The sequence below is a fragment of the Caulobacter sp. DWR2-3-1b2 genome (genome assembly GCF_049896345.1).
Lineage (GTDB): Bacteria > Pseudomonadota > Alphaproteobacteria > Caulobacterales > Caulobacteraceae > Caulobacter.
On the sequence record NZ_JAFCUC010000005.1, the window covers coordinates 170,061 to 190,960 of the forward strand.

Annotated in this window: 26 protein-coding genes; 16 read left to right on the forward strand and 10 right to left on the reverse strand. The window is 66.6% G+C overall.

The window, feature by feature from the left end; translation table 11 throughout:
* Nucleotides 1-132 precede the first annotated feature (132 nt).
* Nucleotides 133-780, forward strand: a complete 648-nt coding sequence (locus tag ACP694_RS14760) for a glutathione S-transferase family protein (protein ID WP_426013556.1) — start codon at nucleotides 133-135, stop codon at nucleotides 778-780.
* On the opposite strand, the gene ACP694_RS14765 is transcribed toward ACP694_RS14760, so the two are convergent.
* Nucleotides 777-2,180 (reverse strand): methyl-accepting chemotaxis protein, encoded by a 1,404-nt coding sequence (locus tag ACP694_RS14765; RefSeq protein ID WP_426013557.1) that lies wholly within the window; start codon nucleotides 2,178-2,180, stop codon nucleotides 777-779. The two genes, ACP694_RS14760 and ACP694_RS14765, sit on opposite strands and share 4 nt — an antisense overlap.
* A gap of 269 nt (nucleotides 2,181-2,449) precedes the next feature.
* Here ACP694_RS14765 and ACP694_RS14770 point away from each other — a divergent pair, with 269 nt between their 5' ends.
* Nucleotides 2,450-2,836, forward strand: a complete 387-nt coding sequence (locus ACP694_RS14770; protein WP_426013800.1) for a PAS domain-containing protein — start codon at nucleotides 2,450-2,452, stop codon at nucleotides 2,834-2,836.
* On the opposite strand, the gene ACP694_RS14775 is transcribed toward ACP694_RS14770, so the two are convergent.
* Nucleotides 2,833-3,456 (reverse strand): glutathione S-transferase family protein, encoded by a 624-nt coding sequence (locus ACP694_RS14775; RefSeq protein WP_426013559.1) that lies wholly within the window; start codon nucleotides 3,454-3,456, stop codon nucleotides 2,833-2,835. The two genes, ACP694_RS14770 and ACP694_RS14775, sit on opposite strands and share 4 nt — an antisense overlap.
* Nucleotides 3,457-3,935: 479 nt before the next feature.
* On the opposite strand from ACP694_RS14775, the gene ACP694_RS14780 reads away from it, so the two are divergent.
* Entirely contained in the window at nucleotides 3,936-5,444 is a 1,509-nt protein-coding gene (locus ACP694_RS14780; protein ID WP_426013560.1) for an MFS transporter, read from the forward strand.
* Between the two features lie 127 nt (nucleotides 5,445-5,571).
* On the opposite strand, the gene ACP694_RS14785 is transcribed toward ACP694_RS14780, so the two are convergent.
* From ACP694_RS14785 to ACP694_RS14795, 3 genes are all read right to left on the reverse strand, one after another.
* Nucleotides 5,572-6,312, reverse strand: a complete 741-nt coding sequence (locus tag ACP694_RS14785) for a GNAT family N-acetyltransferase (protein WP_426013562.1) — start codon at nucleotides 6,310-6,312, stop codon at nucleotides 5,572-5,574.
* A 191-nt stretch (nucleotides 6,313-6,503) separates the two neighbouring features.
* A complete protein-coding gene (locus tag ACP694_RS14790) occupies nucleotides 6,504-6,707 on the reverse strand; it encodes a cold-shock protein (protein WP_426013564.1) in 204 nt (67 codons plus the stop codon).
* Nucleotides 6,708-6,881: 174 nt separating this feature from the next.
* Nucleotides 6,882-7,511, reverse strand: a complete 630-nt coding sequence (locus tag ACP694_RS14795) for a TlpA family protein disulfide reductase (protein ID WP_426013565.1) — start codon at nucleotides 7,509-7,511, stop codon at nucleotides 6,882-6,884.
* On the opposite strand from ACP694_RS14795, the gene argH reads away from it, so the two are divergent.
* From argH to ACP694_RS14820, 5 genes are all read left to right on the forward strand, one after another.
* On the forward strand, nucleotides 7,512-8,936 hold the full coding sequence (argH, locus tag ACP694_RS14800) for an argininosuccinate lyase (protein ID WP_426013567.1): 1,425 nt from the start codon (nucleotides 7,512-7,514) through the stop codon (nucleotides 8,934-8,936). It abuts the gene before it with no gap.
* Nucleotides 8,933-9,238: a hypothetical protein gene (locus ACP694_RS14805; RefSeq protein ID WP_426013568.1), complete on the forward strand. Its 306-nt coding sequence runs from the start codon at nucleotides 8,933-8,935 to the stop codon at nucleotides 9,236-9,238. The genes argH and ACP694_RS14805 overlap by 4 nt, the downstream gene beginning before the upstream one ends.
* 155 nt (nucleotides 9,239-9,393) lie before the next feature.
* Nucleotides 9,394-10,659: a diaminopimelate decarboxylase gene (gene lysA, locus ACP694_RS14810; RefSeq protein ID WP_426013569.1), complete on the forward strand. Its 1,266-nt coding sequence runs from the start codon at nucleotides 9,394-9,396 to the stop codon at nucleotides 10,657-10,659.
* 62 nt (nucleotides 10,660-10,721) lie between these two features.
* On the forward strand, nucleotides 10,722-10,955 hold the full coding sequence (locus ACP694_RS14815; RefSeq protein WP_426013571.1) for an antitoxin: 234 nt from the start codon (nucleotides 10,722-10,724) through the stop codon (nucleotides 10,953-10,955).
* Nucleotides 10,952-11,356 (forward strand): type II toxin-antitoxin system VapC family toxin, encoded by a 405-nt coding sequence (locus ACP694_RS14820; protein WP_426013573.1) that lies wholly within the window; start codon nucleotides 10,952-10,954, stop codon nucleotides 11,354-11,356. Before ACP694_RS14815 ends, ACP694_RS14820 begins: the two co-directional genes overlap by 4 nt.
* On the opposite strand, the gene ACP694_RS14825 is transcribed toward ACP694_RS14820, so the two are convergent.
* Nucleotides 11,353-11,880 (reverse strand): phosphoribosyltransferase, encoded by a 528-nt coding sequence (locus ACP694_RS14825; RefSeq protein ID WP_426013575.1) that lies wholly within the window; start codon nucleotides 11,878-11,880, stop codon nucleotides 11,353-11,355. The two genes, ACP694_RS14820 and ACP694_RS14825, sit on opposite strands and share 4 nt — an antisense overlap.
* A gap of 11 nt (nucleotides 11,881-11,891) precedes the next feature.
* Complete coding sequence (locus ACP694_RS14830) at nucleotides 11,892-12,821, reverse strand: MJ0042-type zinc finger domain-containing protein (protein ID WP_426013577.1); 930 nt, start codon at nucleotides 12,819-12,821, stop codon at nucleotides 11,892-11,894.
* A gap of 57 nt (nucleotides 12,822-12,878) precedes the next feature.
* Between ACP694_RS14830 and ftsE the strand changes: the two genes are divergently transcribed.
* The 5 genes from ftsE (at nucleotide 12,879) to ACP694_RS14855 (ending at nucleotide 16,510) form a co-directional block, all read left to right on the forward strand.
* Entirely contained in the window at nucleotides 12,879-13,667 is a 789-nt protein-coding gene (gene ftsE, locus ACP694_RS14835) for a cell division ATP-binding protein FtsE (RefSeq protein WP_426013579.1), read from the forward strand.
* Nucleotides 13,664-14,557: a cell division protein FtsX gene (locus ACP694_RS14840; protein WP_426013580.1), complete on the forward strand. Its 894-nt coding sequence runs from the start codon at nucleotides 13,664-13,666 to the stop codon at nucleotides 14,555-14,557. Before ftsE ends, ACP694_RS14840 begins: the two co-directional genes overlap by 4 nt.
* A complete protein-coding gene (locus ACP694_RS14845) occupies nucleotides 14,554-15,186 on the forward strand; it encodes a YdcF family protein (RefSeq protein WP_426013582.1) in 633 nt (210 codons plus the stop codon). Before ACP694_RS14840 ends, ACP694_RS14845 begins: the two co-directional genes overlap by 4 nt.
* The gene (locus ACP694_RS14850; protein ID WP_426013584.1) at nucleotides 15,183-15,893 is read left to right on the forward strand and encodes a lysophospholipid acyltransferase family protein; all 711 of its coding nucleotides are present in this window, start codon (nucleotides 15,183-15,185) and stop codon (nucleotides 15,891-15,893) included. Before ACP694_RS14845 ends, ACP694_RS14850 begins: the two co-directional genes overlap by 4 nt.
* Before the next feature lie 65 nt (nucleotides 15,894-15,958).
* Nucleotides 15,959-16,510 carry a hypothetical protein gene (locus tag ACP694_RS14855; RefSeq protein WP_426013585.1) on the forward strand — a complete coding sequence of 184 codons (552 nt, stop codon included), beginning with the start codon at nucleotides 15,959-15,961 and terminating at the stop codon, nucleotides 16,508-16,510.
* A 6-nt stretch (nucleotides 16,511-16,516) separates the two neighbouring features.
* Here the strand turns inward: ACP694_RS14855 and ACP694_RS14860 are convergent, their stop codons facing one another.
* Nucleotides 16,517-17,059 (reverse strand): gamma-glutamylcyclotransferase, encoded by a 543-nt coding sequence (locus tag ACP694_RS14860; RefSeq protein ID WP_426013587.1) that lies wholly within the window; start codon nucleotides 17,057-17,059, stop codon nucleotides 16,517-16,519.
* 29 nt (nucleotides 17,060-17,088) lie between these two features.
* On the opposite strand from ACP694_RS14860, the gene ACP694_RS14865 reads away from it, so the two are divergent.
* Nucleotides 17,089-18,099, forward strand: a complete 1,011-nt coding sequence (locus ACP694_RS14865; protein WP_426013589.1) for a DUF2125 domain-containing protein — start codon at nucleotides 17,089-17,091, stop codon at nucleotides 18,097-18,099.
* Nucleotides 18,100-18,101: 2 nt separating this feature from the next.
* Here ACP694_RS14865 and ACP694_RS14870 read toward each other — a convergent pair whose 3' ends face one another.
* Together ACP694_RS14870 and ACP694_RS14875 are read right to left on the reverse strand one after the other, a co-directional pair.
* Nucleotides 18,102-18,422: a HigA family addiction module antitoxin gene (locus ACP694_RS14870; RefSeq protein ID WP_426013590.1), complete on the reverse strand. Its 321-nt coding sequence runs from the start codon at nucleotides 18,420-18,422 to the stop codon at nucleotides 18,102-18,104.
* Nucleotides 18,423-18,454: 32 nt separating this feature from the next.
* On the reverse strand, nucleotides 18,455-18,736 hold the full coding sequence (locus ACP694_RS14875; protein ID WP_426013801.1) for a type II toxin-antitoxin system RelE/ParE family toxin: 282 nt from the start codon (nucleotides 18,734-18,736) through the stop codon (nucleotides 18,455-18,457).
* Between the two features lie 204 nt (nucleotides 18,737-18,940).
* Here ACP694_RS14875 and ACP694_RS14880 point away from each other — a divergent pair, with 204 nt between their 5' ends.
* Together ACP694_RS14880 and hisC are read left to right on the forward strand one after the other, a co-directional pair.
* Complete coding sequence (locus ACP694_RS14880; protein WP_426013592.1) at nucleotides 18,941-19,741, forward strand: chorismate mutase; 801 nt, start codon at nucleotides 18,941-18,943, stop codon at nucleotides 19,739-19,741.
* A gap of 29 nt (nucleotides 19,742-19,770) precedes the next feature.
* On the forward strand, nucleotides 19,771-20,892 hold the full coding sequence (gene hisC, locus ACP694_RS14885; protein ID WP_426013594.1) for a histidinol-phosphate transaminase: 1,122 nt from the start codon (nucleotides 19,771-19,773) through the stop codon (nucleotides 20,890-20,892).
* Nucleotides 20,893-20,900: the final 8 nt, after the last annotated feature.

Sequence of the window (20,900 nt, forward strand, 5' to 3'; positions counted from 1 at the left end):
CCTGCATCGAGCGCCCCGGACCTGGTCCGGGGCGCTTTTCGTTCGAAACGCAAAGCAGCAGATTTCGCCTTCCGCCGCTTTGTGCCGGGCTTGGCAAATGGTGAGGTCAAGGCCTCAGCAGAGAGACCTCCCATGTCCCTGACCCTGCACATGCAGCCGCTGGCCTCTTGCTGCTGGAAGGTTCTGATCGCGTTCTATGAGAACGACACGCCGTTCGAGGCAAAAATCGTTGATCTAAGTGGCCCGGCCGAGACAGCGGCGTTCCAGGCGCTGTGGCCGACCAGCAAGATGCCTTTGCTGCGTGACGACGCGCGGGATCAGACTGTGCGGGAGACGCCGGTCATCATCGAATATCTACAGACCTGGTCTCCGGGTCCGGTCCGCTTCATCCCCGGCGGGGCAGAGGCCGCGCTGGACGTGCGCCTGATGGATCGCCTGTTCGACCTCTATGTCCAGGAGCCGATGCAGAAGATCGTCGGCGACCAGATCAGGCCGGCTGTCGCCAAGGATTCCTACTGCGTGGCCCAAGCTCCCGCTCAGTTGGCGATGGCCTATGACCTGATCGAGGCGCGCCTGGCGGATCGGCCTTGGGCGGCGGGCGAGGTTTTCGGACTAGCCGACTGCGCCGCCGCCACGGCACTGTTCTATGCCGACAGGGTGGCGCCACTGGCTCCGGCCCATCCGAACACCAGCGGTTATCTCGACCGCTTGCTGGTCCGTCCTTCGGCCTCGCGGGTGATCGAGAAGGCCCAGCCCTATTTCGCGATGTTCCCGACCTAGGCGGCGCGCGCCCGCGTGTTCGAGAGACGCGATTGGACCTGTTCCTGGCCCGTCTCGAAGCGCGCTACCAGTCGCGCCAGTTCCGAGGCTTCGGAGCGCAGGTTCGAGGCCGCGGCCGTCGCCTCTTCGACCATGGCCGCGTTCTGCTGGGTCACCTGGTCCATTTGATTGATGGCGGCGTTTACCTGGTTCAGGCCCGTGGCCTGCTCTTGCGATGACTGGGCGATCTCGGAGATCAGGGTGTCAATCTGGGTGACCTTGCCCACGATGCCGTTCAAGGCCTCGCCCGTGTCGCCGACCAATTGCACGCCGCGCGCCACCTGGGCGGTGCTGCTGGCGATCAGGGTCTTGATCTCCTTGGCGGCCTCGGCTGAACGCTGGGCCAGGGCGCGCACTTCCTGAGCGACGACGGCAAAGCCACGACCCGCGTCACCGGCCCGAGCCGCCTCGACCCCGGCGTTCAGGGCCAGCAGGTTGGTCTGGAAAGCGATCTCGTCGATCACGCCGATGATCTGGGTGATCTGGCCGGAACTCTGCTCGATCTCGCCCATGGCGGCCACCGCGTCGCGCATGACTTCGCCTGAACGAGCCGCGTCCCGGCGGGCGCCGCTGGCCGCCGTCGAGGCCTCCTTGGCCCCCTCGGCGCTGCGGCGGACCGTGGCGGTCAGCTCATCCAAGGCGGCGGCGGTCTCTTCGAGCGATGCGGCCTGCTGCTCGGTACGGCGCGATAGGTCATCCGAAGCGCTGGCGATTTCGTCCGACCCGGCCTGGAGCCCGCCGGTCGCGGAGGCGATAGCACCCATGGCGACGCGCAGGCTGTCGATAGCGGCGTTGAAGTCATCCTTGATCTGCTGGTACCGCCCCTCGAACTGCACTCGGATGCCTGCGGTCAGGTCGCCGTCGGCCAGACGTCTGAGGCTGTCGGCGAGAGCCGAAACCACGGCGCCCTGTTCGTCGTCCACCTGACGGCGCGCGGTCTCGCCGCGCGTTCTTTCCAGCTCGATCTCGGTGACGTCAGTGGCGAACTTGATGACCTTGTAAGGCTTGCCGGATGTGTCGAGCACGGGATTGTAGGACGCCTGAATCCAGATTTCCTTGCCACCCTTGCCGATCCGCATGAACCTGGCGGCGATGAATTCGCCGCGATTAAGCTGCCGCCAGAATTCCTGGTACTCGGCGCTCGCGGCCTCGCCTGGCGATACGAACAGGCTGTGGTGGCGGCCTTCGATCTCATCGGCGGCGTAGCCGATGGCGTGGAGGAAGTTGGCATTGGCCCGGATGATCGTGCCATCAAGCCGAAACTCGATCACCGCCTGCGACCGATCCATCGCCGCGAGCTGCGCTTCGAGCTCCAACACGCGTTCAGCGGCGACCTTGGTTTGCTTGCGATTTGAAAACATCGTTTTTCGCCTCCGGCCAATGCGGCTTTTCGGCTTCTAGCCATGAAGACCCCTAACGATTCCCTAATTAGAAAATCATCCGGGGTCACAACTCCAAAGTGAGCCACGACGCCTATATTTAAGCTGTCAACTCGGCCTTTCGCGGTAACGAGGGGTGAATTTGGGATTCGGATACGAAAACGCTCCGTGCGCGCACAAATCGCTCCGAGCTAAACCCCCGGAATATCGTATGTCTTTAGCGTGACCTGATCGCGGTCTTCGGGGATGACCTGGATACCGGTGTTGTGCTGACCGACGAGATGCTCGGTCCGCCCGGCCCTCACATCCTCTACGTCAATACAACGTTCGAGCGCATGACCGGCTTTAACCGGGACGAAATCGTGGGAAAAGATCCGCGAATTTTTCAGGGTCGAGGCCCTAGTCTGGCGGCGCGAAAGCTAATGGCGCGCGCTTTGCGAGCCGGTGAGCGCCGCGCCACCACCCTGGTCAATTACCGAAAATCCGGCGGGGCCTATCTCTGTTCGATCGAGGTGTTCCCGCTCCTCGATCCGGATGGCGTGCTGGTCAACGTCGTGGCTCTGGAGCGCGAGGTCGAGCGGCGACCGGGGCGGCATCCCTCCTATCGCCCGACCACCATCGAGGATGAACGCTCCTAGGCCAGGGCGTCGGCTTTCCAGGCAAGGTATTCCGGAGTTTGCAGCAAGCGTTCGCAATAGGCCTCGGCGGCGCCTGTGTCGCCGTGGTCGGACAGCCTGATCCCGTAGGTGCGGAAGCGCGTCGCCACCGGCGTGTAAAAGGCGTCGGCGATCGACCATTTGCCCAGCAGGAACGGTCCGCCCGAGCGCTCCAGCAGCTGGTTCCAGCGCAGGACGATCTTGCGGACGTCGGCCTGGGTGGCCGGAGAGATGTCCAAGACCTTGCGGGTTTCCAGCTCCATCGGGCATTCGCCGCGCAGGGCCGAGAAGCCCGAATGCATTTCGGCCGCCGCCGCGCGGCCGATGGCCCGCAGGGCCGGATCGGCAGGCCACAGCAAGGCCTCCGGATAGGTCTCGTGCAGGTATTCGCAGATCGCCAGCGAGTCCCAGACCACCAGGTCGCCGTCCTTGACCACCGGCACCAGGCTGGTGGGTGAGTGCTTGGCGAGTTCGGCCTCGGAGGTCTCGGCATGGCGCAGCTCGACCAGGGTCTCGGTGAAGGTGGCGCCCGTGTGCTTGAGCGCCAGCCAGGGGCGCAGCGACCAGCTGGACCACCTCTTGGTGCCGATGACGATTTCCATGGCGGTCTCCTTGAGGTCAGACAGGCGAGCGTCTGGGCTTAGCGCGCCTGCCGCTGGCCGACAACGCCAGGATATCTAGGGTCTTTGACTTGTGGCCTGACAGGCTGGAGAAGCGGCTTGGGGCCGCGGAAAAGCATAGGCCCAGGGATAGGTCTCGTTCGGCGCACCGGGGTCGGCGGCCACGGTCCGTAGCGAACGGGCGCGGTTGAGCGCCTCGACGGAAACAATCTGGGCCGAGCGCCAAGGCGTCGACGGGCGTTGCGCGGAGGGATGCATGACGTGGCCTCGAAGACGACCGTCTGTCGCGGCCATGAGGTCCATTGAAAACCGCCGCGCCTGAACCGGCATCAGCGTCTTTGTTGTCGAGCGTTCATCTCCACGTCTGGAATGACCGCGATTTCCCCTCTGGCCTTGGCGCTTCCCTTACGTCTATGGTCGGCGCAACGATTAGAACAAGTGTTTGAAGGGAGAGGCCCAGGATGGCTCAGGCGAATGCGCCGAGCAGCGGCAAACCGCTGTACTCGAATGGCTACAAGGCCACGGTTCTGGGGCTGCTGCTGGCCACCTACACCTTCAACTTCATCGACCGCACGATTATCGCCACCATCGGCCAGGCCATCAAGGTCGATCTCAAGCTCACCGACACCCAACTCGGCCTACTTGGCGGCCTCTATTTCGCCCTGCTCTACACGCTGCTCGGCATCCCGATCGCCCGGCTGGCGGAGCGCTGGAACCGGGTCAGCATCATCTCGATCTCGCTGGTCGTCTGGTCGGGCTTCACCGCCCTGTGCGGCAGCGCCGGCAGTTTCGCCCAATTGGCTCTCTATAGATTCGGGGTCGGGGTCGGCGAGGCGGGTTGCTCGCCCCCAAGCCACTCGCTGATCAGCGACTATTATGCGCCCAAGCAGCGCGCCTCGGCGCTGTCGATCTACTCGTTCGGCATTCCCCTGGGCACGATGTTCGGGGCGATCATCGGCGGCTGGCTGGCCCAGGAGTTCAGCTGGCGCGTGGCCTTCGTCATCGTCGGCCTGCCCGGCATCATCCTGGCGGTCATCGTCAAGCTGGTGGTCAAGGAGCCGCCCCGCGGCCACTCCGAGGCCAAGGAGCATCCGCTCGAAGCCGAGGATGTGGTGGTCGAGCCGCCCAAGCCGGCCTTCTCGCTCGCCAATGAGTTTCGCGAGATCTGGGCGGTGATGAAGACACTGTTCGGCAAATGGCCCGTGCTGAACATGATGCTGGGCGTCACCATCGCCTCGTTCGGCTCCTACGGCTCGGGCGCCTTCGTGCCCTCCTATTTCGTCCGTGAGTTCCATCTCGGCTATGCCCAGGTCGGTCTGATCACCGGGGTGGTCGCGGGCTTTTCGGCCGGCATCGGCACCCTGGTCGGCGGCTTCCTCGGCGACTGGGCGGGACGGCGCAGCGCCAAGTGGTACGCCCTGGTCCCGGCCATAGGCTTGCTGATCGCCACCCCGATCTACATTACCGCCTATCTGCAGACCGACTGGCAGACCACCGCCCTGATCCTGCTGATCCCCGGCATCTTCCACTATGTGTATCTGGCCCCGACCTTCGGCGTCGTCCAGAACTCGGTCGAGCCGCGCCGCCGGGCCACCGCCACGGCCTTGCTGTTCTTCTTCCTCAACCTGATCGCCCTGGGTGGCGGGCCGGTGTTTACCGGCTGGCTGATCGACCATCTGGCGCAGCACAATTTCAATACGCCCGACGCTGGCGGCCTGATCGACACCGTGCTGGCCTCGTTCGGCCGCCATGCCGACGCCGCCAACTTCGCGGCGACCTGCCCAGGCGGCGTCGCCCCCAAGGGCTCGTCCGTCGAACTGGCCAAGCTATGCAACACCACCCTGGCCCATTCCAGCAAGCAGGGGATCATCGTCTCTCTGTGCTTCTATGCCTGGGCGTCGCTGCACTACGCCTTGGCCGCCATCGGCATGGTCAAGCACATGAAGGAGCGGTCGGTGGCTCAGGGTTAGGAACCCGCTAGAGTGGGTTTGCTTGAGACTGAACCGTTGCCTTTTGATCCTTTCATCCCGGCGAAGGCCGGATAAAAAGGAGTTTAGGGGTGACGCTTCAATGTGAAGCGAACGCGCTCTAGCCCGCTCACGCCCCCACCGCCCAATACCGATAACAATAGGCCGGAGCGAACCCCAGCCCGCTGTACAGCGCGATAGCCGGGGCATTATCGGCCTCGACCTGGAGGTAGGCCCGCCGGGCGCCCTGTCCCTCGGCCATGTCCAGCAGCGCGCCCAGAATCCGCCGCGCCAGGCCCTTGCGGCGGTGGCCAGGCAAGGTGCGCATGCCGAAGATCCCGGCCCAATCGCCCTCGACCGCCGCGGCGCCCAGGGCGGCGGTCTGGCCGTCGATGTCCATCCGGCCGAAGAAGGCCGGGGCGGGGATACGGCCCAGGGCGTCCAGCCGCTCGCGGGCCTCGGCGGTGTTGCCGGCCGCGCTCGCCAGGAACACCGCCTCGAAGGCTGGATCTGGGGTGGCGGAGAGAGTCACGGCTTCGTCCGCATCGCCCGTCGTGGCGCCCGTCATCACCAGGGTCTCGTGGGCGGGCCGGTAGCCCCGGGCCGTCAGGTGCTCGGCGAGATTGGCGGGGACCGCCGCCCCGTCCGCCAGCTTGAAACAGGCCGGCGCGCCGCGCGCCGCGTAGAAGGCCTCGACCGCGTCGATCGCCTCGTCGGCGGGTCGGCCGGGCTCGTCCAATGGCCAGCAGGCGTTGATGCGCCGCGACCAGCCATCCGAAGCCTTCAGCCGCCACCCGCCCAAGGCGGCAGTTTCGCGGGCCGGCCAGGCGCGGTCGGCGATCGGTTCGAGCAGGCGCGGATCGATGATCATGCAGCCTTTGTAGCAGACGAGCGCCCCAAAGGTCCTCGCCGTGGGGCCCCGTGGGGGAAGCGGTCGCGAAGCGACCGGTGGGAGGAGTTTTAGGAGGGTTGATCCGGGCTGGGCGGCCTTCCGCACACTCCCCCCTCCGTTGGCTTCGCCGACACCTCCCCCACAGGGCCCCACAGAGGAAGAAGCTGCGCCTAAAGCGGCTTCAGATTGTTGGCGGCGATCTTTCCGCGCTCCTCGGCGCTGTCGAAGCTTACCTTCTGGCCCTCATCAAGGCTGCGCAGCCCCGCGCGCTCGACGGCGCTGATGTGAACGAACACATCCTTGCCGCCGTCATCGGGTTGGATGAAGCCAAAGCCCTTGGTGCCGTTGAACCATTTCACAACGCCGGTCGCCATGCGGAAGTCTCCTCGAGAGCGCCAAACCAGTGCCCGGACAAGCGGGCGGGTAACAATCGCAGTTGTCCGGGTAGCGGTAGCAGGCCCAAATCCAGGATTGCGCGGCAGAGTGGACATGCCCCTGTTGAGGGGTCAATTCAAAAAACACCGGTATACTCAAACGTGCGCGGGGGCCTAGTGCTCGGCCAGAAGGGCCTCGACCAAGCCATAGGCCTCGGGGCTAGACCAGTCGGCGTCGCCCGCCAACCTGGCGCGCTCGCGGCCCTGCTTGTCGTAGATCACCGTCGTCGGATAGCCCTCGGCGCGGGGATCCAGCGCGAACGACAGCTTGTAACCGGGGTCGCGATAGACCTGCAGTGGGCTGTTGGCGGTCATCTGAGCCTGGACCAGGTTGAGGTCGCTGTCGCGATCGACGCTGATCGGCAGCACCTTCAGCGGCTGGGTCGCGTAGCTGGCCTGCAGCTTGGCCAGGGTGGGCATCTCTTTCTTGCACGGCGCGCACCAGGTGGCCCACAGGTTCATCACCACCACCTGGCCCTTGAAATCGGCGAGGGTCAGGGATTTTCCGGCGCCATCGGTAAACACCGTGGTCGGCTGGCCGCGCGGCGCGGCCGGCACATCCAGCTTCGCCAGGGACGCTTTCTTGAATTCGTTGAGGTCGGTGACACCTGCGGGTTTGAACGAAGCTGCGCCGATGACGTATAGAACCGCCGCGACGCCGATGATCACCGCGGCGGCGATGACCCACTTCAGCGGGCCGGGCTTGCGCGCGGCTTGTTCCCTGTCCGACTGGAATTCGCTCATATGACCGACAACGCCTCCGATAAGCCCCAGACCGCGACGGGCGGACAGGGCCAAGCCATGTGGGGCGGCAGGTTCTCGGCCAAGCCGGCGGAGCTGATGCAGGCGATCAATGTCAGCATCGGCTTCGACAAGCGCCTGTGGAGCCAGGACCTGGCGGGCTCCCGCGCCCATGCGCGGATGTTGATCAGTCAAGGCGTGATTGCAAGCAAAGACGGCGAAGAAATCCTCAAGGGTCTCGACGCCATCGAGGGCGAGATCACGGCGGGAGCCTTTCCGTTTCGCGACGAATACGAAGACATCCACATGAACATCGAGGCCCGGCTGCGCGAGTTGATCGGCCCGGTGGCCGGCCGCCTGCACACCGCCCGCTCGCGCAACGACCAGGTGGCCGTCGATTTCCGGCTGTGGGTGCGCGAGGCCTGCGAGAGGTCTGCAGCCCAACTGGCGTCTTTGCAAAAAGCGCTGGTCGCCCAGGCCGAGGCCTATGCCGACGCCCTGATGCCGGGCTTCACCCACCTGCAACCGGCCCAGCCGGTGACCTTCGGCCACCACCTGATGGCCTATGTCGAGATGTTCGGCCGCGACGCTTCGCGGTTCCGCGACGCCCGAACCCGGATGAACGAGTGCCCGCTGGGCGCTGCGGCCCTGGCCGGTTCGCCCTTCCCGATCGACCGCCACGCCACGGCCGCCGAACTCGGTTTTGACCGCCCGACCGCCAATTCGCTGGACAGTGTCTCGGCGCGTGACTTCGCGCTGGAAGCCCTGTCGGCCGCCACGATCGCCGCCACGCACCTGTCGCGCCTGGCCGAGGAGATCGTGCTGTGGACGACGCCAATGTTTGGCTTCATCAAGCTGACCGACGCCTTCACGACCGGCAGCTCGATCATGCCGCAAAAGAAGAACCCCGACGCCGCCGAGCTAATCCGAGCCAAGGTCGGGCGGATCCTGGGAAGCCTCACCACCCTGACCGTGGTGATGAAGGGCCTGCCGCTGGCCTATTCCAAGGACATGCAGGAGGACAAGGTCCCGACCTTCGAGGCCTTCGACGCCTTGGAGCTGTCCCTGCTGGCCATGGCCGGCATGGTCGCCGACCTGACGCCCAACACCGAGAAGATGGCCGCCGCCGCCGGCGCGGGTTTCTCGACCGCGACGGACCTGGCCGATTGGCTGGTCCGCGAACTGAACATGCCTTTCCGCGACGCGCACCACGTGACAGGCTCGGCGGTGAAGGCGGCCGAAACCAAGGGCGTTGATCTGGCGGAACTGGCGCTCGCCGACTTGCAGGCAATCGAGCCGCGCATCACCTCTGAAGTTTATACCGTGCTCACGCCCGCCGCCTCGGCGGCGAGCCGCATCAGCTATGGTGGGACCGCTCCCACCCAGGTTCGCGCCCAGATCGCGCGTTGGAAGGAACTGCTCGGATGATCCGTCCTATCGCCCTCATCACCCTGGCCGCCCTGGCCCTGTCGGCCACCGCCTGTGGCAAGCAGGCCGAGTTGGAGCGCCCCGCTCCGCTGTGGAACGCCCAGAAGAAGGCCGTCTACGAGGCCCAGCGCCGGCAGTCCTCGGCCCAGGTCAACAAGCCGGCGCGCGCCAATGGCACGCAGGAAAACATTGACCCGGCGTCCAGCAACCGCACCACCCGCGCCGCGCCCCTGGCCGGCACGGCCCCCGACCCCTTCGGTGGCCCCTCGGGCGCCGGCTTCCCGAGCGCGCAACCGAACTAGCGCGTCCCTTCACCAACGCCGCATCGTTTTCCCCGTCTCCCCGGCGAAGGCCGGGGCCCAGGTGAAACCCTGCCGTGGCTCCTGATGAATCTGGGTCCCGGCCTTCGCCGGGAAGACGGAGGTTGGGGGCTTGACCTTAGAGAGCTGCTAGACTCGTGAACCATTTCGAATACGGCCCCGAGGGGTTGGCCTGTGAAGGCGTCCCGCTGGCTCGCATCGCGGCCCAGGTCGGCACGCCGGTCTATGTCTATTCCCGCGCCACGCTGGAGCGGCACTTCACGGTGTTTCGCGACGCCCTGACGGCCGCCGGTGTGGTTGATCCGCTGATCGCCTATGCGGTGAAGGCCAATTCCAATGTGGCCGTGTTGAAGGTGCTGGGCGACCTGGGGGCCGGCGCCGACACGGTATCCGAGGGCGAGGTCCGACGGGCCCTGGCGGCCGGCATCCCCGGCGATCGCATCGTGTTCTCGGGCGTCGGCAAGAAGCGCGGCGAGATCGCGTTTGCCCTGCAAGCTGGCGTCGCCGAGATCAACGTCGAGTCAGAGCCCGAGCTGAACCTGGTCGCAGCGGTGGCCGCCGAGCTGGGCGTCAAGGCCAAGGTGGCGTTTCGGGTCAATCCAGACGTCGCGGCCGGCGGTCATGCCAAGATCGCCACCGGCAAGTCCGAGAACAAGTTCGGCGTGTCGTTCGCCGAGGCCGCGCGGCTCTACGCCAACGCCAGCAACCACGCGAACCTCGAACCGATCGGCGTGGCCTGCCATATCGGCAGCCAGATCACCGACCTTTCGCCCATGCGCCAGGCCTTCACCAAAATGCGCGGCCTGGTCGAGCAGCTGCTGGGCGAGGGCTTGCATGTCGAGCGCCTGGACCTGGGCGGCGGCTTGGGCGTGCCCTATTTCGACATGCCCGCCCCGCCCTCGCCCGCCGACTTCGCGGCCATGGTCAGCGAGGTGACCCAGGGCCTGCCCGTCAAGCTGGCCTTCGAGCCGGGCCGGGTGATCGCCGCCAACGCCGGGGTGCTGGTCAGCGAGGTGATCCATGTCCACGAACGGCCGGAGGGCAAGCGCTTCCTGGTCATCGACGCGGCCATGAACGACTTGATCCGCCCGGCCATGTACGACGCCTTCCACGACATCCGCCCGCTGATCCCGCGCGCCGGCGAGATGACCTATGACGTGGTGGGACCCATCTGCGAAACGGGCGACACCTTCACCCGCGATCGCGCCCTGCCGCCGCTGGCGTCGGGAGATCTCGTGGCCTTCATGTCGGCCGGCGCCTATGGCGCGGCCATGGCCAGCGAATACAACACACGCCCGCTGGCGCCCGAGGTGCTGGTGGACGCCGATAAGTTCGCGGTCATTCGCGAGCGGCCGACGTATGAGGAGATGCTGAGCCGGGACGTGGTGCCGGACTGGGTCTAAGGGCGTCGTTGTCAAATCGACCAAGGCGGCCTATGCTCAGGCCTATGCCAGAGGCTTCGACCGTGGGTTACGAGAAACACGTCAGACTATTCCGTAACGGCCGAAACCAAGCCGTGCGAATTCCGCGCGGGCTGGAGTTTCCCGGCGATGAAGCAATCCTGCGCAGAGATGGTGACAAGCTGATCCTCGAACCAGCCCCGCCTCGGTCGTTGTTGGCCGTACTGGCGTCGTTGCAGCCAATCGAAGAGGATTTCGATCCAATCGACGATCCGGCGCCGGAGCCTGTCGAGCTTTGAGTCAGGGTTGGCTGCTAGACACCAACATCCTGTCGGACTTGGTGCGCAATCCAGCGGGTCGGGTGGCCGAACACATCAGGCAACGTGGCGAAGCCAATGTCCGCACCAGCGTCATTGTAGCCGCGGAACTGCGATTTGGCGCTGCCAAGAAGGGCTCCGCGCGCTTAGCTACGCAATTGGAAGCGATCTTGGCGGTGATCCAAATCCTACCGCTCACGCCTCCTGCTGACCGCCTCTACGGCGAAATTCGCGCTAAACTGGAAAGCGTCGGCACGCCGATAGGCGGCAACGACATGTTGATCGCTGCCCACGCCCTAGCCGGTGACGACATTTTGGTAACCAACAACGATCGTGAATTCTCGCGTGTCGAAGGCCTGTCGATCGAGAACTGGCTCCGTTAGTCCAGCGCCCCGATATAGGGCAGCCCCCGGCTCTTGCCCTCGTCGTCCAGCCCATACCCGACCAGATACCGGGCAGGGGCTTCCCAGGCCACGAAGTCGGGTTCGATGCGGGGCTTGTCCCAGGGCTTGCGGGCGAAGACGGCGGTCATGACTTCGCTGGCGCCGGCGTCCTTGACCAGGCGGGCGGCTTCGCCCAGCGACAGGCCGGTGTCGAGCACGTCGTCCAAGACCAGGGCGCGGCGGCCGATCAGCGGGCGTTGCAGGTCGGCGCGGACCTCGCAGCGGCCAGAGCTCTTGCGTTCGTCATGGTAGGAGGCCAGCCACAGGGCGTCGAAGCGCACGTCGCGGCCGGCGCGCCACAGGGCCCGGGTCAGGTCGGCGGCGAACCACAGGCCGCCGGTCAGCAGGCAGACGGCGACGGTATCGTTGTCGATGCGCGGCGCGATGGCCTGGGCCAGGGCTTCCACCCGCTCGGCGATCTCCTCTTGCGAGATCAGGACTTCGGGGGCGACGCGGTCGGTCATGTGCGGATTCTTCAGTGGTGGGGAGCCGGCTCGGCCGCTCCGGTCTCATGAGCGGGGCCCTCATGTCCAGCCCCTTGCGCGCTCTGGAACGGGGAAGCGTCGCCCGCGGCGATGTGGGCCGGCTGGTCTTGCGCGCCGCGCAGGGTGGGCGCCTCGTGGTCGGAAACCTTCTCCACATGCGGCGCCGCGCCGGCCGACCTGGCGGCCCCAGGCTCCAGGGCGAAGCCGATCTCCAGGGTGTTGGCGGTGCGCGGCGGATCCAGCAGGGTGACCGAGAAGTGGCGGGTCTGACTGGGTGGGATCATCGGATCGGCCGCGGCGGCCAGCTTGCCGGCAACGCGCTTCTGGTGCTCGTTCAGCAGCGCGACCCGCAGCGGCGGGGTGGCGACGGTGTGGTCGGTGATGTTGCGGATGACGCCGGTGATGGTGATGGCGGCGTGGCCCTCGTGCATCGTCGGCTCGGCCTTCAGGCCCTCGACCACCAGGCCGACATTGTTCACCGGCATGCGGGCGAAGGCGTAGGCGCCGGCCGTGGTCGGCCACAGGTGGGCGACGTTCAGGCGGAAGACGCCGGCTCCGACCAGGATGACGACCATCACCGCGACCATGCCGCCCCAGATGACGCCGGTGGTCTTGGCTTCCTTCAGCCGCCGCTCGGCGTCGGCGCGGGCCCGGAACACCTTGGGCAGTTCCTCGCCGGGAAGAGCGCTGACGGGGGCGTCGGGATCATCGACCGGGTTGGTCGGGCCATCCAGCGCGGCCATGGCGGGATCAGCCGCCAGGTCAGCCGCCGAGGGTTCGTCGAACAGGTCGAGGGCGTCTTCGTTGCGGGCCGTCCAACGGGCGCCGCAGGACGCGCAACGCACGACACGGCCAGCCGCGCCAACCTTTGAGTCATCGACGAAATAGCGGCTGGCGCACTCTGGACAGGTCAGTATCATGGCCGCGAATCGGACGCTCCCCGCTCCTACCTCACGAGGTCGCCGATTTTGCCAGCCATGTCCACAAGCCCCAGCGACACACCCTTGCGCATCGACGAAGATCTGGACGATGGCTCCGTCCCCGTCGTTCGCTTCGAGGGCGTCTCGATGCGGTATGGACGAGGGCCTGAAACCCTGAGCGACCTCGCTTTTTCCTTATACCCAGGGTCTTTCCATTTCCTCACCGGCCCGTCTGGCTCGGGCAAGAGTTCGTTGCTCAAGCTGATCTATCTGGCTCACCGTGCGTCACGGGGTCGCGTGCAGTTGTTCGGCCGCGACGTGAGCCTGGTGAAGGGCGAGGACCTGCCGTTCCTGCGCCGGCGCATCGGCGTGGTGTTTCAAGAATTCCGGCTGCTGGAGCACCTGTCAGTGTTCGACAACGCGGCCTTGCCGCTGCGCATTTCGGGCCGCAAGCCGGCCACCTATCGCGACGACGTGGCCGAGCTGCTGCATTGGGTGGGGCTGGGCGAACGCATGCACGCTCTTCCCGCCACTCTGTCGGGCGGCGAGAAGCAGCGGCTGGCCATCGCCCGCGCCGTGGTCGACCGGCCCGACGTGCTTCTGGCCGACGAGCCGACCGGCAATGTTGATCCGGCCATGTCGCTGCGCCTGCTGCGGCTGTTCGTGGAGCTGAACCGCCTGGGCACCACGGTGCTGATCGCCACCCACGACGAGGATCTGGTCGCCCGTGCCAACCGCCCTACCCTGCATCTGGAAAACGGCAGGCTGGTCGATTTCGGCGAGGCCGAGGCCGACGGCGAAGACGACTATGGTGACGAGCCCTACGACGAGGAGGACGAGGCATGAGCCAGGCCTTCACCGTCGCCCGCTGGAAGCCGGGTCCGCTACTGCCACCGCGCGACGCCCGTGACGGCTCGCTGGTGTTCGTGGTCGCGGTGCTGTGCTTTCTCGCCTGCCTGACCGCCCTGGCCGCCCTGGCCTCGACCCGAGCCGCCACCGGCTGGACCTCGCAACTGACCGGCTCGGCCACCGTCGTGGTCCGGCCCCGGTCCAACGAGACGCCCGACAGCGCCGCCGCGCGCGCGGCCGAGACCCTGTCGGGCGTCAAAGGCGTGACCGAGGCCCGCGCCTTGACCAAGGACAAGGCCGAGGCCCTGCTCGAACCGTGGATCGGCCGCGAGGCGCTGATCGCCGACCTGCCCGTGCCGCGTCTGGTTACCCTGGATCTCGATCCCAAGGGACCGGCCACGGCCGAAACCCTGGCTGCGGCGCTCAAGGAAGCCAATGTCGACGCCGTGGTCGATGACCATAGCCGCTGGATCGCCGACATCGAGCGCGCCGCGCGCCTGGCCGGCTGGGCGGCGATCGGCGTCTTCGCCCTCATCGCCTCGGCGGCGGCGGCGGTGATCATCTTCGCCACCCGCGCCGCCTTGGCCGCGCGGCACGATGTGATCGAGATCCTGCACTTCTCCGGCGCCGAGGACGGCTTCATCGCCGCCCTGTTCCAGAACCGGTTCGCGGGCATGGCCTTCATCGCCGGCTTGCTGGGCGGCGCGGCTGCGGCCATGATCGGGGCGGCGGCGCGGCTAGTGGGGGGCGGCCAGGGACTGACGCCAGTCCTGCCGCTGGCCTGGATCGATCTGCTGGCGCCCTTGCCCTGCCCGTTGGTGGCGGCGCTGGTGGCCGGGATCGCGGCCCGCGCCGCCTCCCTACGCCTGTTGAGAGCCATGCCATGAAGAGCATCGCAGCCATACTGATCCTGGTGATGATCTGGTTCGTGGGCCTGCTGGCCTTCACCAGTCGCGTGGATCAATCGACGCCTGCCCAGGAGCCGCCGGTCTCGGACGGGGTGGTGGTGCTGACCGGCGCCTCGAACGTTCGGCTTGAAGAGGCGACCAAGCTACTGGAAGCCGGCAAGGGCAAGCGCCTGCTGATCTCCGGCGTCAACCGCGAAGCGTCCCGCGAAGACGTGCTGGGCGTCACCAAAGCGGTGCGGCCGATCTACGAGTGCTGCGTCGACCTGGGCTACGCCGCCGCCGACACCATCGGCAACGCCAGCGAAACCGCCGAATGGGCCAAGGCCAAGGACTATCGCAGCCTGATCGTCGTCACCGCCGACTATCACATGCCGCGCTCGATGCTGGAACTGCGCGCCGCCATGCCCGGCGTGTCCCTGCATCCCTATCCAGTCGTCACCGAGAGCCTCAACGCCCACCGCTGGTGGAAGGGCGGCACGAGCGCCCGGCGGATGACCGTGGAATATTGCAAGTACCTGGCGATTCTGGGCCGCGAGGCGTTCCTGAAGCTGGGTCCCAGGGAGAAGGCGAGCCAGAACACCGGCAAGCCCGCGAAGGAAGCGTCTTGATCTATCTACGGTCTTTCCTGTTCCAGCTGTTCTTCTGGCTGTGGTCGGTGGCCACGGCCATCGCCATGATCGTGACCTTCCCCCTGCCCCGCCGGTTCAACACCTGGTCACTGTCGATCTGGGCCAAGGGCCTGATCTGGGGGCTGCGCTGGCTGGCCGGCGTCAAGGTCGAGGTGCGCGGCGAGCAGTTCCGGCCGACCGGACCGGCCCTGGTCGCGGCCAAGCACCAGTCGATGTTCGACGTCTTCAGCCAGTTCGCCCTGCTGCCCGACGCCTGTTTCGTGATGAAGAAGGAGCTGCTGATGGTGCCGCTGTTCGGCTGGCATGGTCAGAAGGCTGGCATGATCGTCATCGACCGCGCCGGCCACTCCACGGCGCTGAAGAAGCTGGTGCGCGACGCTGTCGAGCGCATGAAGGAAACCCGCCAGGTGGTGATCTTCCCGGAAGGTACGCGCGGCGATGTCGGGGTCGCGGGCGACTACAAGCCCGGCATCGCGGCCCTCTATCGCGAGCTCGACATGCCGGTCACGCCCCTGGCCCTGAACTGCGGCGTCCACTGGCCCAAGGGCATGCTGCGGCCGCCCGGCACGATCGTCTTCGAATACCTGCCGCCAATCCCCGCCGGCCTGAAGCGCGGCGAGTTCATGCGCGAGCTCCAGACCCGCATCGACACCGCCACCAAGGCGCTGGAAGACGAAGGGCTGTAGGCAGCACGCGGAAATTGCGGGAGACCTCGCCTAGTATAGGCTCCTCCCAAAAGGGAGTGATCAAAATGGGCGGCCTGCGGCTTGCAGCACGGGCTGCTTTAACAGGCGCCGCGACTCTGCTCGTCTCGATGAGTCTCGGCCTATCCAACGCCGTGGCGGGCGAAAAGGTTGTTCGGGCGACCGCCGACGACTGCGCGGTGCTATCGGCGGTGTTCAGAGAACCCGAAAGTCTCGTGAGCCTGCGCGACCTGCTAGCCGGACATTTCAGCTACGGCCCGGCCGACGCGGCTGGCTTTCAGAATGCCTTTCCCCAACTGACTGACACCGAGGCGACTGACCTTGCCCTGGGCGCTCCAAAGTCCGAAGGCCGGCATTTCGTCCCGGCTTGCGATTGGCGCAAACTCGGCTTCGGCTGGAGTGAAAGATCCCTACACGTCGCCGACTATCCTTGGAACGAAGTCGGCCGACCGGTCATCTCCGCCTCTGGCACGATCGCCTTCGTCTCCACCTATGCACAGTGGGCGTCGCTAGCCGGCAAAGGCCGCAACTGTCTACTGCGCAAACGCAACGGCACCTGGCGGACGGAGAGTTGCGTAAGCAACGGGATTGTGTCGTAGAATCCGTTAGGCGGCCTCTCGCGCCTCCACCATCGCCAGCAAGGTCTCCATCGCCCGGTCGCGCAACCCGTCCTCGCGCAGGTGCAGTACGAGGTCGCGCAGGTAGTCGATATTGCGCCCCGACAGGCCCGTCGCCCCGGCGATCAGCGCGCATTGCTGGTCCAGGGTGAGGGAGCCCGCCCACTGGCTGTGCTTCATGTCCGACAGGAAGACGAGCGCGGAAGTCTTTCCGTCTCCGTCGATCTTCACCTCTGACCAGGCCTCGAAATAGGTCTCGGTCGGCTGCTCGCGTTCGCGCAGATAGGCATAGACTTCAGGCCATTGCGCCGCCGCGACGCGGTAGACCACGCCACGCGTCGCGCCGCCGGGCGCCAAGCCTAAAACCAGCCCCGGGCGCTCATGGGTCCCCCGGTGATGGACCGAATAGATGCAGAACGCCCGCCGTCGCCCATGGAGCACGGCCGTTCTTCGCTCTATGAACGGGAACCCAGGCCGCCACATGAGCGATCCATACCCAAATACCCAGCGGTCTTCGCTGTCAGACGCCATCACTCTTCCCGACCGGAGCCGCTCTTTTCATGACCAATAACGCCGCCGCACCGTCCCGCAAGCCCCGGCGTCGTGGTCTGCTGGCGCCTTTCGTGGTGCTGTTGATAGTTGCTCTGGCCTGGAGCCTCGGCTGGTTCTGGCTGCGCGGCCAGGTCGAGCAGCGGATGGACGCTACGGCCTTGTCGATGAAGTCGCGCGGCTACGACCTGTCGTGGGAAACCCGAACCTTCAGCGGCTTTCCCTTCCGCATGGATATCACCCTGACCGACGCCCGGGTCGCCGAACCGTCGGGTTGGGCCTTGCGAGCGCCGCGGCTAAAGGGCGAGGCCAACGCCTACAGCCTGGGCCATTGGGTGGTGGTCGCCCCGGCTGGCGTGGTGATGACGCGGCCGATCAATGGCGACGTGACGATCACGGGCCAGGCCTTGCGGGCCAGCTTCGCGGGCTTCGACAAATATCCGCCGCGCATCTCGGTCGAGGGCGCCAACCTGCTCTTCACCCCCGCCGCCGGCGCCGCGCCGTTCCCGCTGCTGTCAACGGCCGGCCTGGTGCTGCACATCGTGCCGGGTCCCGATGATCAGGCCGCCATCCTGTTCAAGGCCGACGGCGCCAAGGCCCAGTTCACCGGCCTGCTGGGCCGCATCGCCCAAGACCGCACCGCCGCCCTGATGTGGGACATCCGCCTGAGCAAGGTCAGCGCCCTGCGCGGAACAAGCTGGGCCGACGCCGTGCGCGACTGGTCCCAGGCGGGCGGCGCTCTCAGCGTCCAGCAAGGCAAGGTCAAGGCGGGCGAGGCCTTGCTCGACGCCAAGACCGGCGCCCTGACCGTTGGCGAGAATGGCCGCCTCCAGGGCGCGCTGGACGTCACCGTCCGCGAGACCCCCACGCCCGGCCAGGCGTTGCAGAGCCCCGAAGCCGCCGCCGCTGCGGTCGCCCAAGCCCTGGGCCGCGATCCAGAGATTTCGGCCACTCTGAAGTTCGAGAACGGCCGCACACGGCTGGGACTGTTCGACACCGGGCCGTCGCCGCGCGTTTATTGAGCTCAGGCAGCGGCGTCGATCGGCTCGATCAACGCGATGTCGCCCGCCAGCGCGCGCTTGGCCGTCTCCAAATCATAACGGGTCTGGAGGTTGAGCCAGAACTGCGCGGTGGCCCCGAACAGCTTTTCCAGACGCAAGGCCGTATCGACGGTCACCGGCGTCTGGCCACGAACCAGCTTCTCGATGCGCGGTCGCGCGATGTGCAGGCGCTTGGCGGTTTTTCCCGGCGAAAGGCCGAAAGGCCTGATGAATTCCTCCAGCAGAATCTCGCCCGGATGAACCGGGGCGAGAGGGTCTGCGGGGCTGGCGATGTGGGCGGGCATCGCGGTCTCCTCGATTGGTTAGGCTGCCGAGCCTAGTGGTAGTCAACGAACTCAACGTCGGCCGGACCGGCGTCCGTCCACTTGAACACCAGTTGAAACGGGTCGTTCACGCGGATCGAATGCTGTCCCGCTCGAACGCCCAAAAGCGCCTCCAACCGATTGCCCGGCGGGAAGCGGAGATCCTCAAGCAATGTCGCCGCTTGCAGCATTTCCAGCTTTCGCTTCGCAGGTCTCAGCAGGTCGGCAGGAAAACCCTTGCCAGGCTTGATCCCGTCAAAGATCGCCTTGGCCCGCGCGTCCCTGAAGCTCTGAATCGCCGTTCACGTCGTCCGCCCTCGACAGAGATCGGATCGCAAGGTGATACATAATACATGGAGACGTATCGTGACGCGACACACACCCCACCTATGCGCAGACCATGCGAGCGTTCTGTCACGCAACTTTCTTCCCGTGACCTCGCCCTATTGCGCCTTCGGCGGCAAAGTCTATGGTCCGGCCTCCAATTTCGGGGATAGATCATGGGGAACGAGGCGGACGAGGCGACGCCTTCGCTGGACGAGGTCCGATGGCGGATCGACGCCATCGACGGTGAGCTGCTGGCCCTGCTCGACGAGCGGGCCGGCCTGGCGCGCGCCGTGGCGGCGGCCAAACAGGCGTCCGGTGACACCGGCTTTGGCCTGCGCCCCGCCCGCGAGGCTTTGATTGTCCGCAAGCTCCTGTCGGCGCCCCGCACAGCCGCCAGCGACGCCCTGGTCATCCGCATCTGGCGCGAGCTGATGTCCGACAGCCTGACCAGCCAGGGCCCCTATCACCTGACCGTCTGGGGTGGGAAGGATCCCGCCCGCGCCGTGGAACTGGCCCGCCTGCGCTTCGGCGTCGCCCCGCCGATGAAGGTGGTCGCCACCGACAAGGACGCCCTGGCCGCCGCTAAGACCCCCTGGGGGGTATCCGTCCTGGCCCTGACACAAGACAGCGCTTGGTGGGGCCGCTTGCTGGCCGAACCGAAGCTGAAGATCTTCGCCGCCCTGCCCTGCCTGGAGCGCTGGGGGCCGCAGGCCGCCTTCGCGGTGGCCGAGGTCGAGGTCGAACCGACCGGCGGCGACCAGACCTTCTGGGTCACCGACAGCGCCAAGGGCGCCCACGCCATAGTCGAGGCCCTCGCGGTCGATGGCGTCGCCGCAGAACTGGTCGCCGAGGCCGGCGGGCTGAAGCTGTTCTCGCTGCTGGGCTTCTACCAGGTCGGCGACGAGCGCCTGACCCGAGCGCCGGGGCATCTGACGGGCGTCATCGGGGCTGCGCCCACCCCCTTCGACGTGTAGAACAGCCCCTCCGCCGACCGAGTTTCCGAATGACCGCTCCGACCACCGACCGCTTCACCGCGCCCCGCCCCACGCCCAAGCCGGGCCTGCTCGACATCGCCGCCTATGTGGGCGGCAAGTCGAAGGTGGAGGGCATCGCCCATCCGGTGAAGCTGTCGAGCAACGAGAACATCCTGGGCTGCAGCGACCTGGCCAAGACGGCCTATCGTGACGCCGTCGATCGCCTGCACATCTATCCCGACGGCAAGGCCAACGCCCTGCGCGCCGCCGTCGCCGCGCACTTCCGCCTGGAGCCCGAGCGCCTGACCTTCGGCGATGGCAGCGACGAGATCTTCGCCCTACTGAACCAGGTCTATCTCGAGCCCGGCGACAACATCGTCCAGGGCGAGCACGGCTTTGCAGCCTACGCCATCGGGGCCCGCGCCTGCCAGGCTGAGGTTCGCTTCGCCAAGGAGCCGAACCAGCGGATCGACATCGACGAGATCGTGGCCTGCGTCGATGAGCGCACCCGGCTGGTGTTCATCGCCAACCCCGCCAACCCTACCGGAACCTGGCTGACGGGCGAGCAGATCCGCGCCCTGCACGCCGCCCTGCCGCCGTCGGTGGTGCTCGTTTTGGACGGCGCCTATGCCGAGTTCTGCACCGATCCCCGCTTCGAGGACGGGTTGAACCTGGCCCGCGACAGCGAGAACGTCATCGTCACCCGCACTTTCTCCAAGCTGCACGGCCTGGCCGCCCTGCGGGTGGGCTGGGCCTATGGGCCGGCCGGGATCATAGACCCGATCGAGCGCATCCGTCCGCCCTTCAACACCTCGATCCCGGCCCAGGACGCGGCCATCGCCGCCCTGGCCGACGAGGACTTCCAGAAGCGCTCGGTCGCCCTGGTTGAGCAATGGCGGCCGTGGCTGACCCAGCAGATCGGCGGGTTGGGGCTCGAGGTCACGCCCTCGGCGGCCAACTTCGTGCTGGTCAACTTTCCGGACGTGGCCGGCAAGACTGCGCGCGAGGCCGAGGCGTTCATGGCGGCGAAGGGTTATCTGGTGCGGGCGGTGGCCAATTACGGCCTGCCCAACGCGATTCGGATTTCCATTGGGTTGGAGGAGCACAACCGGGCCGTGGTGGACCTACTGGCCGAGTTCATCAGGCGATGAGCGGAGCG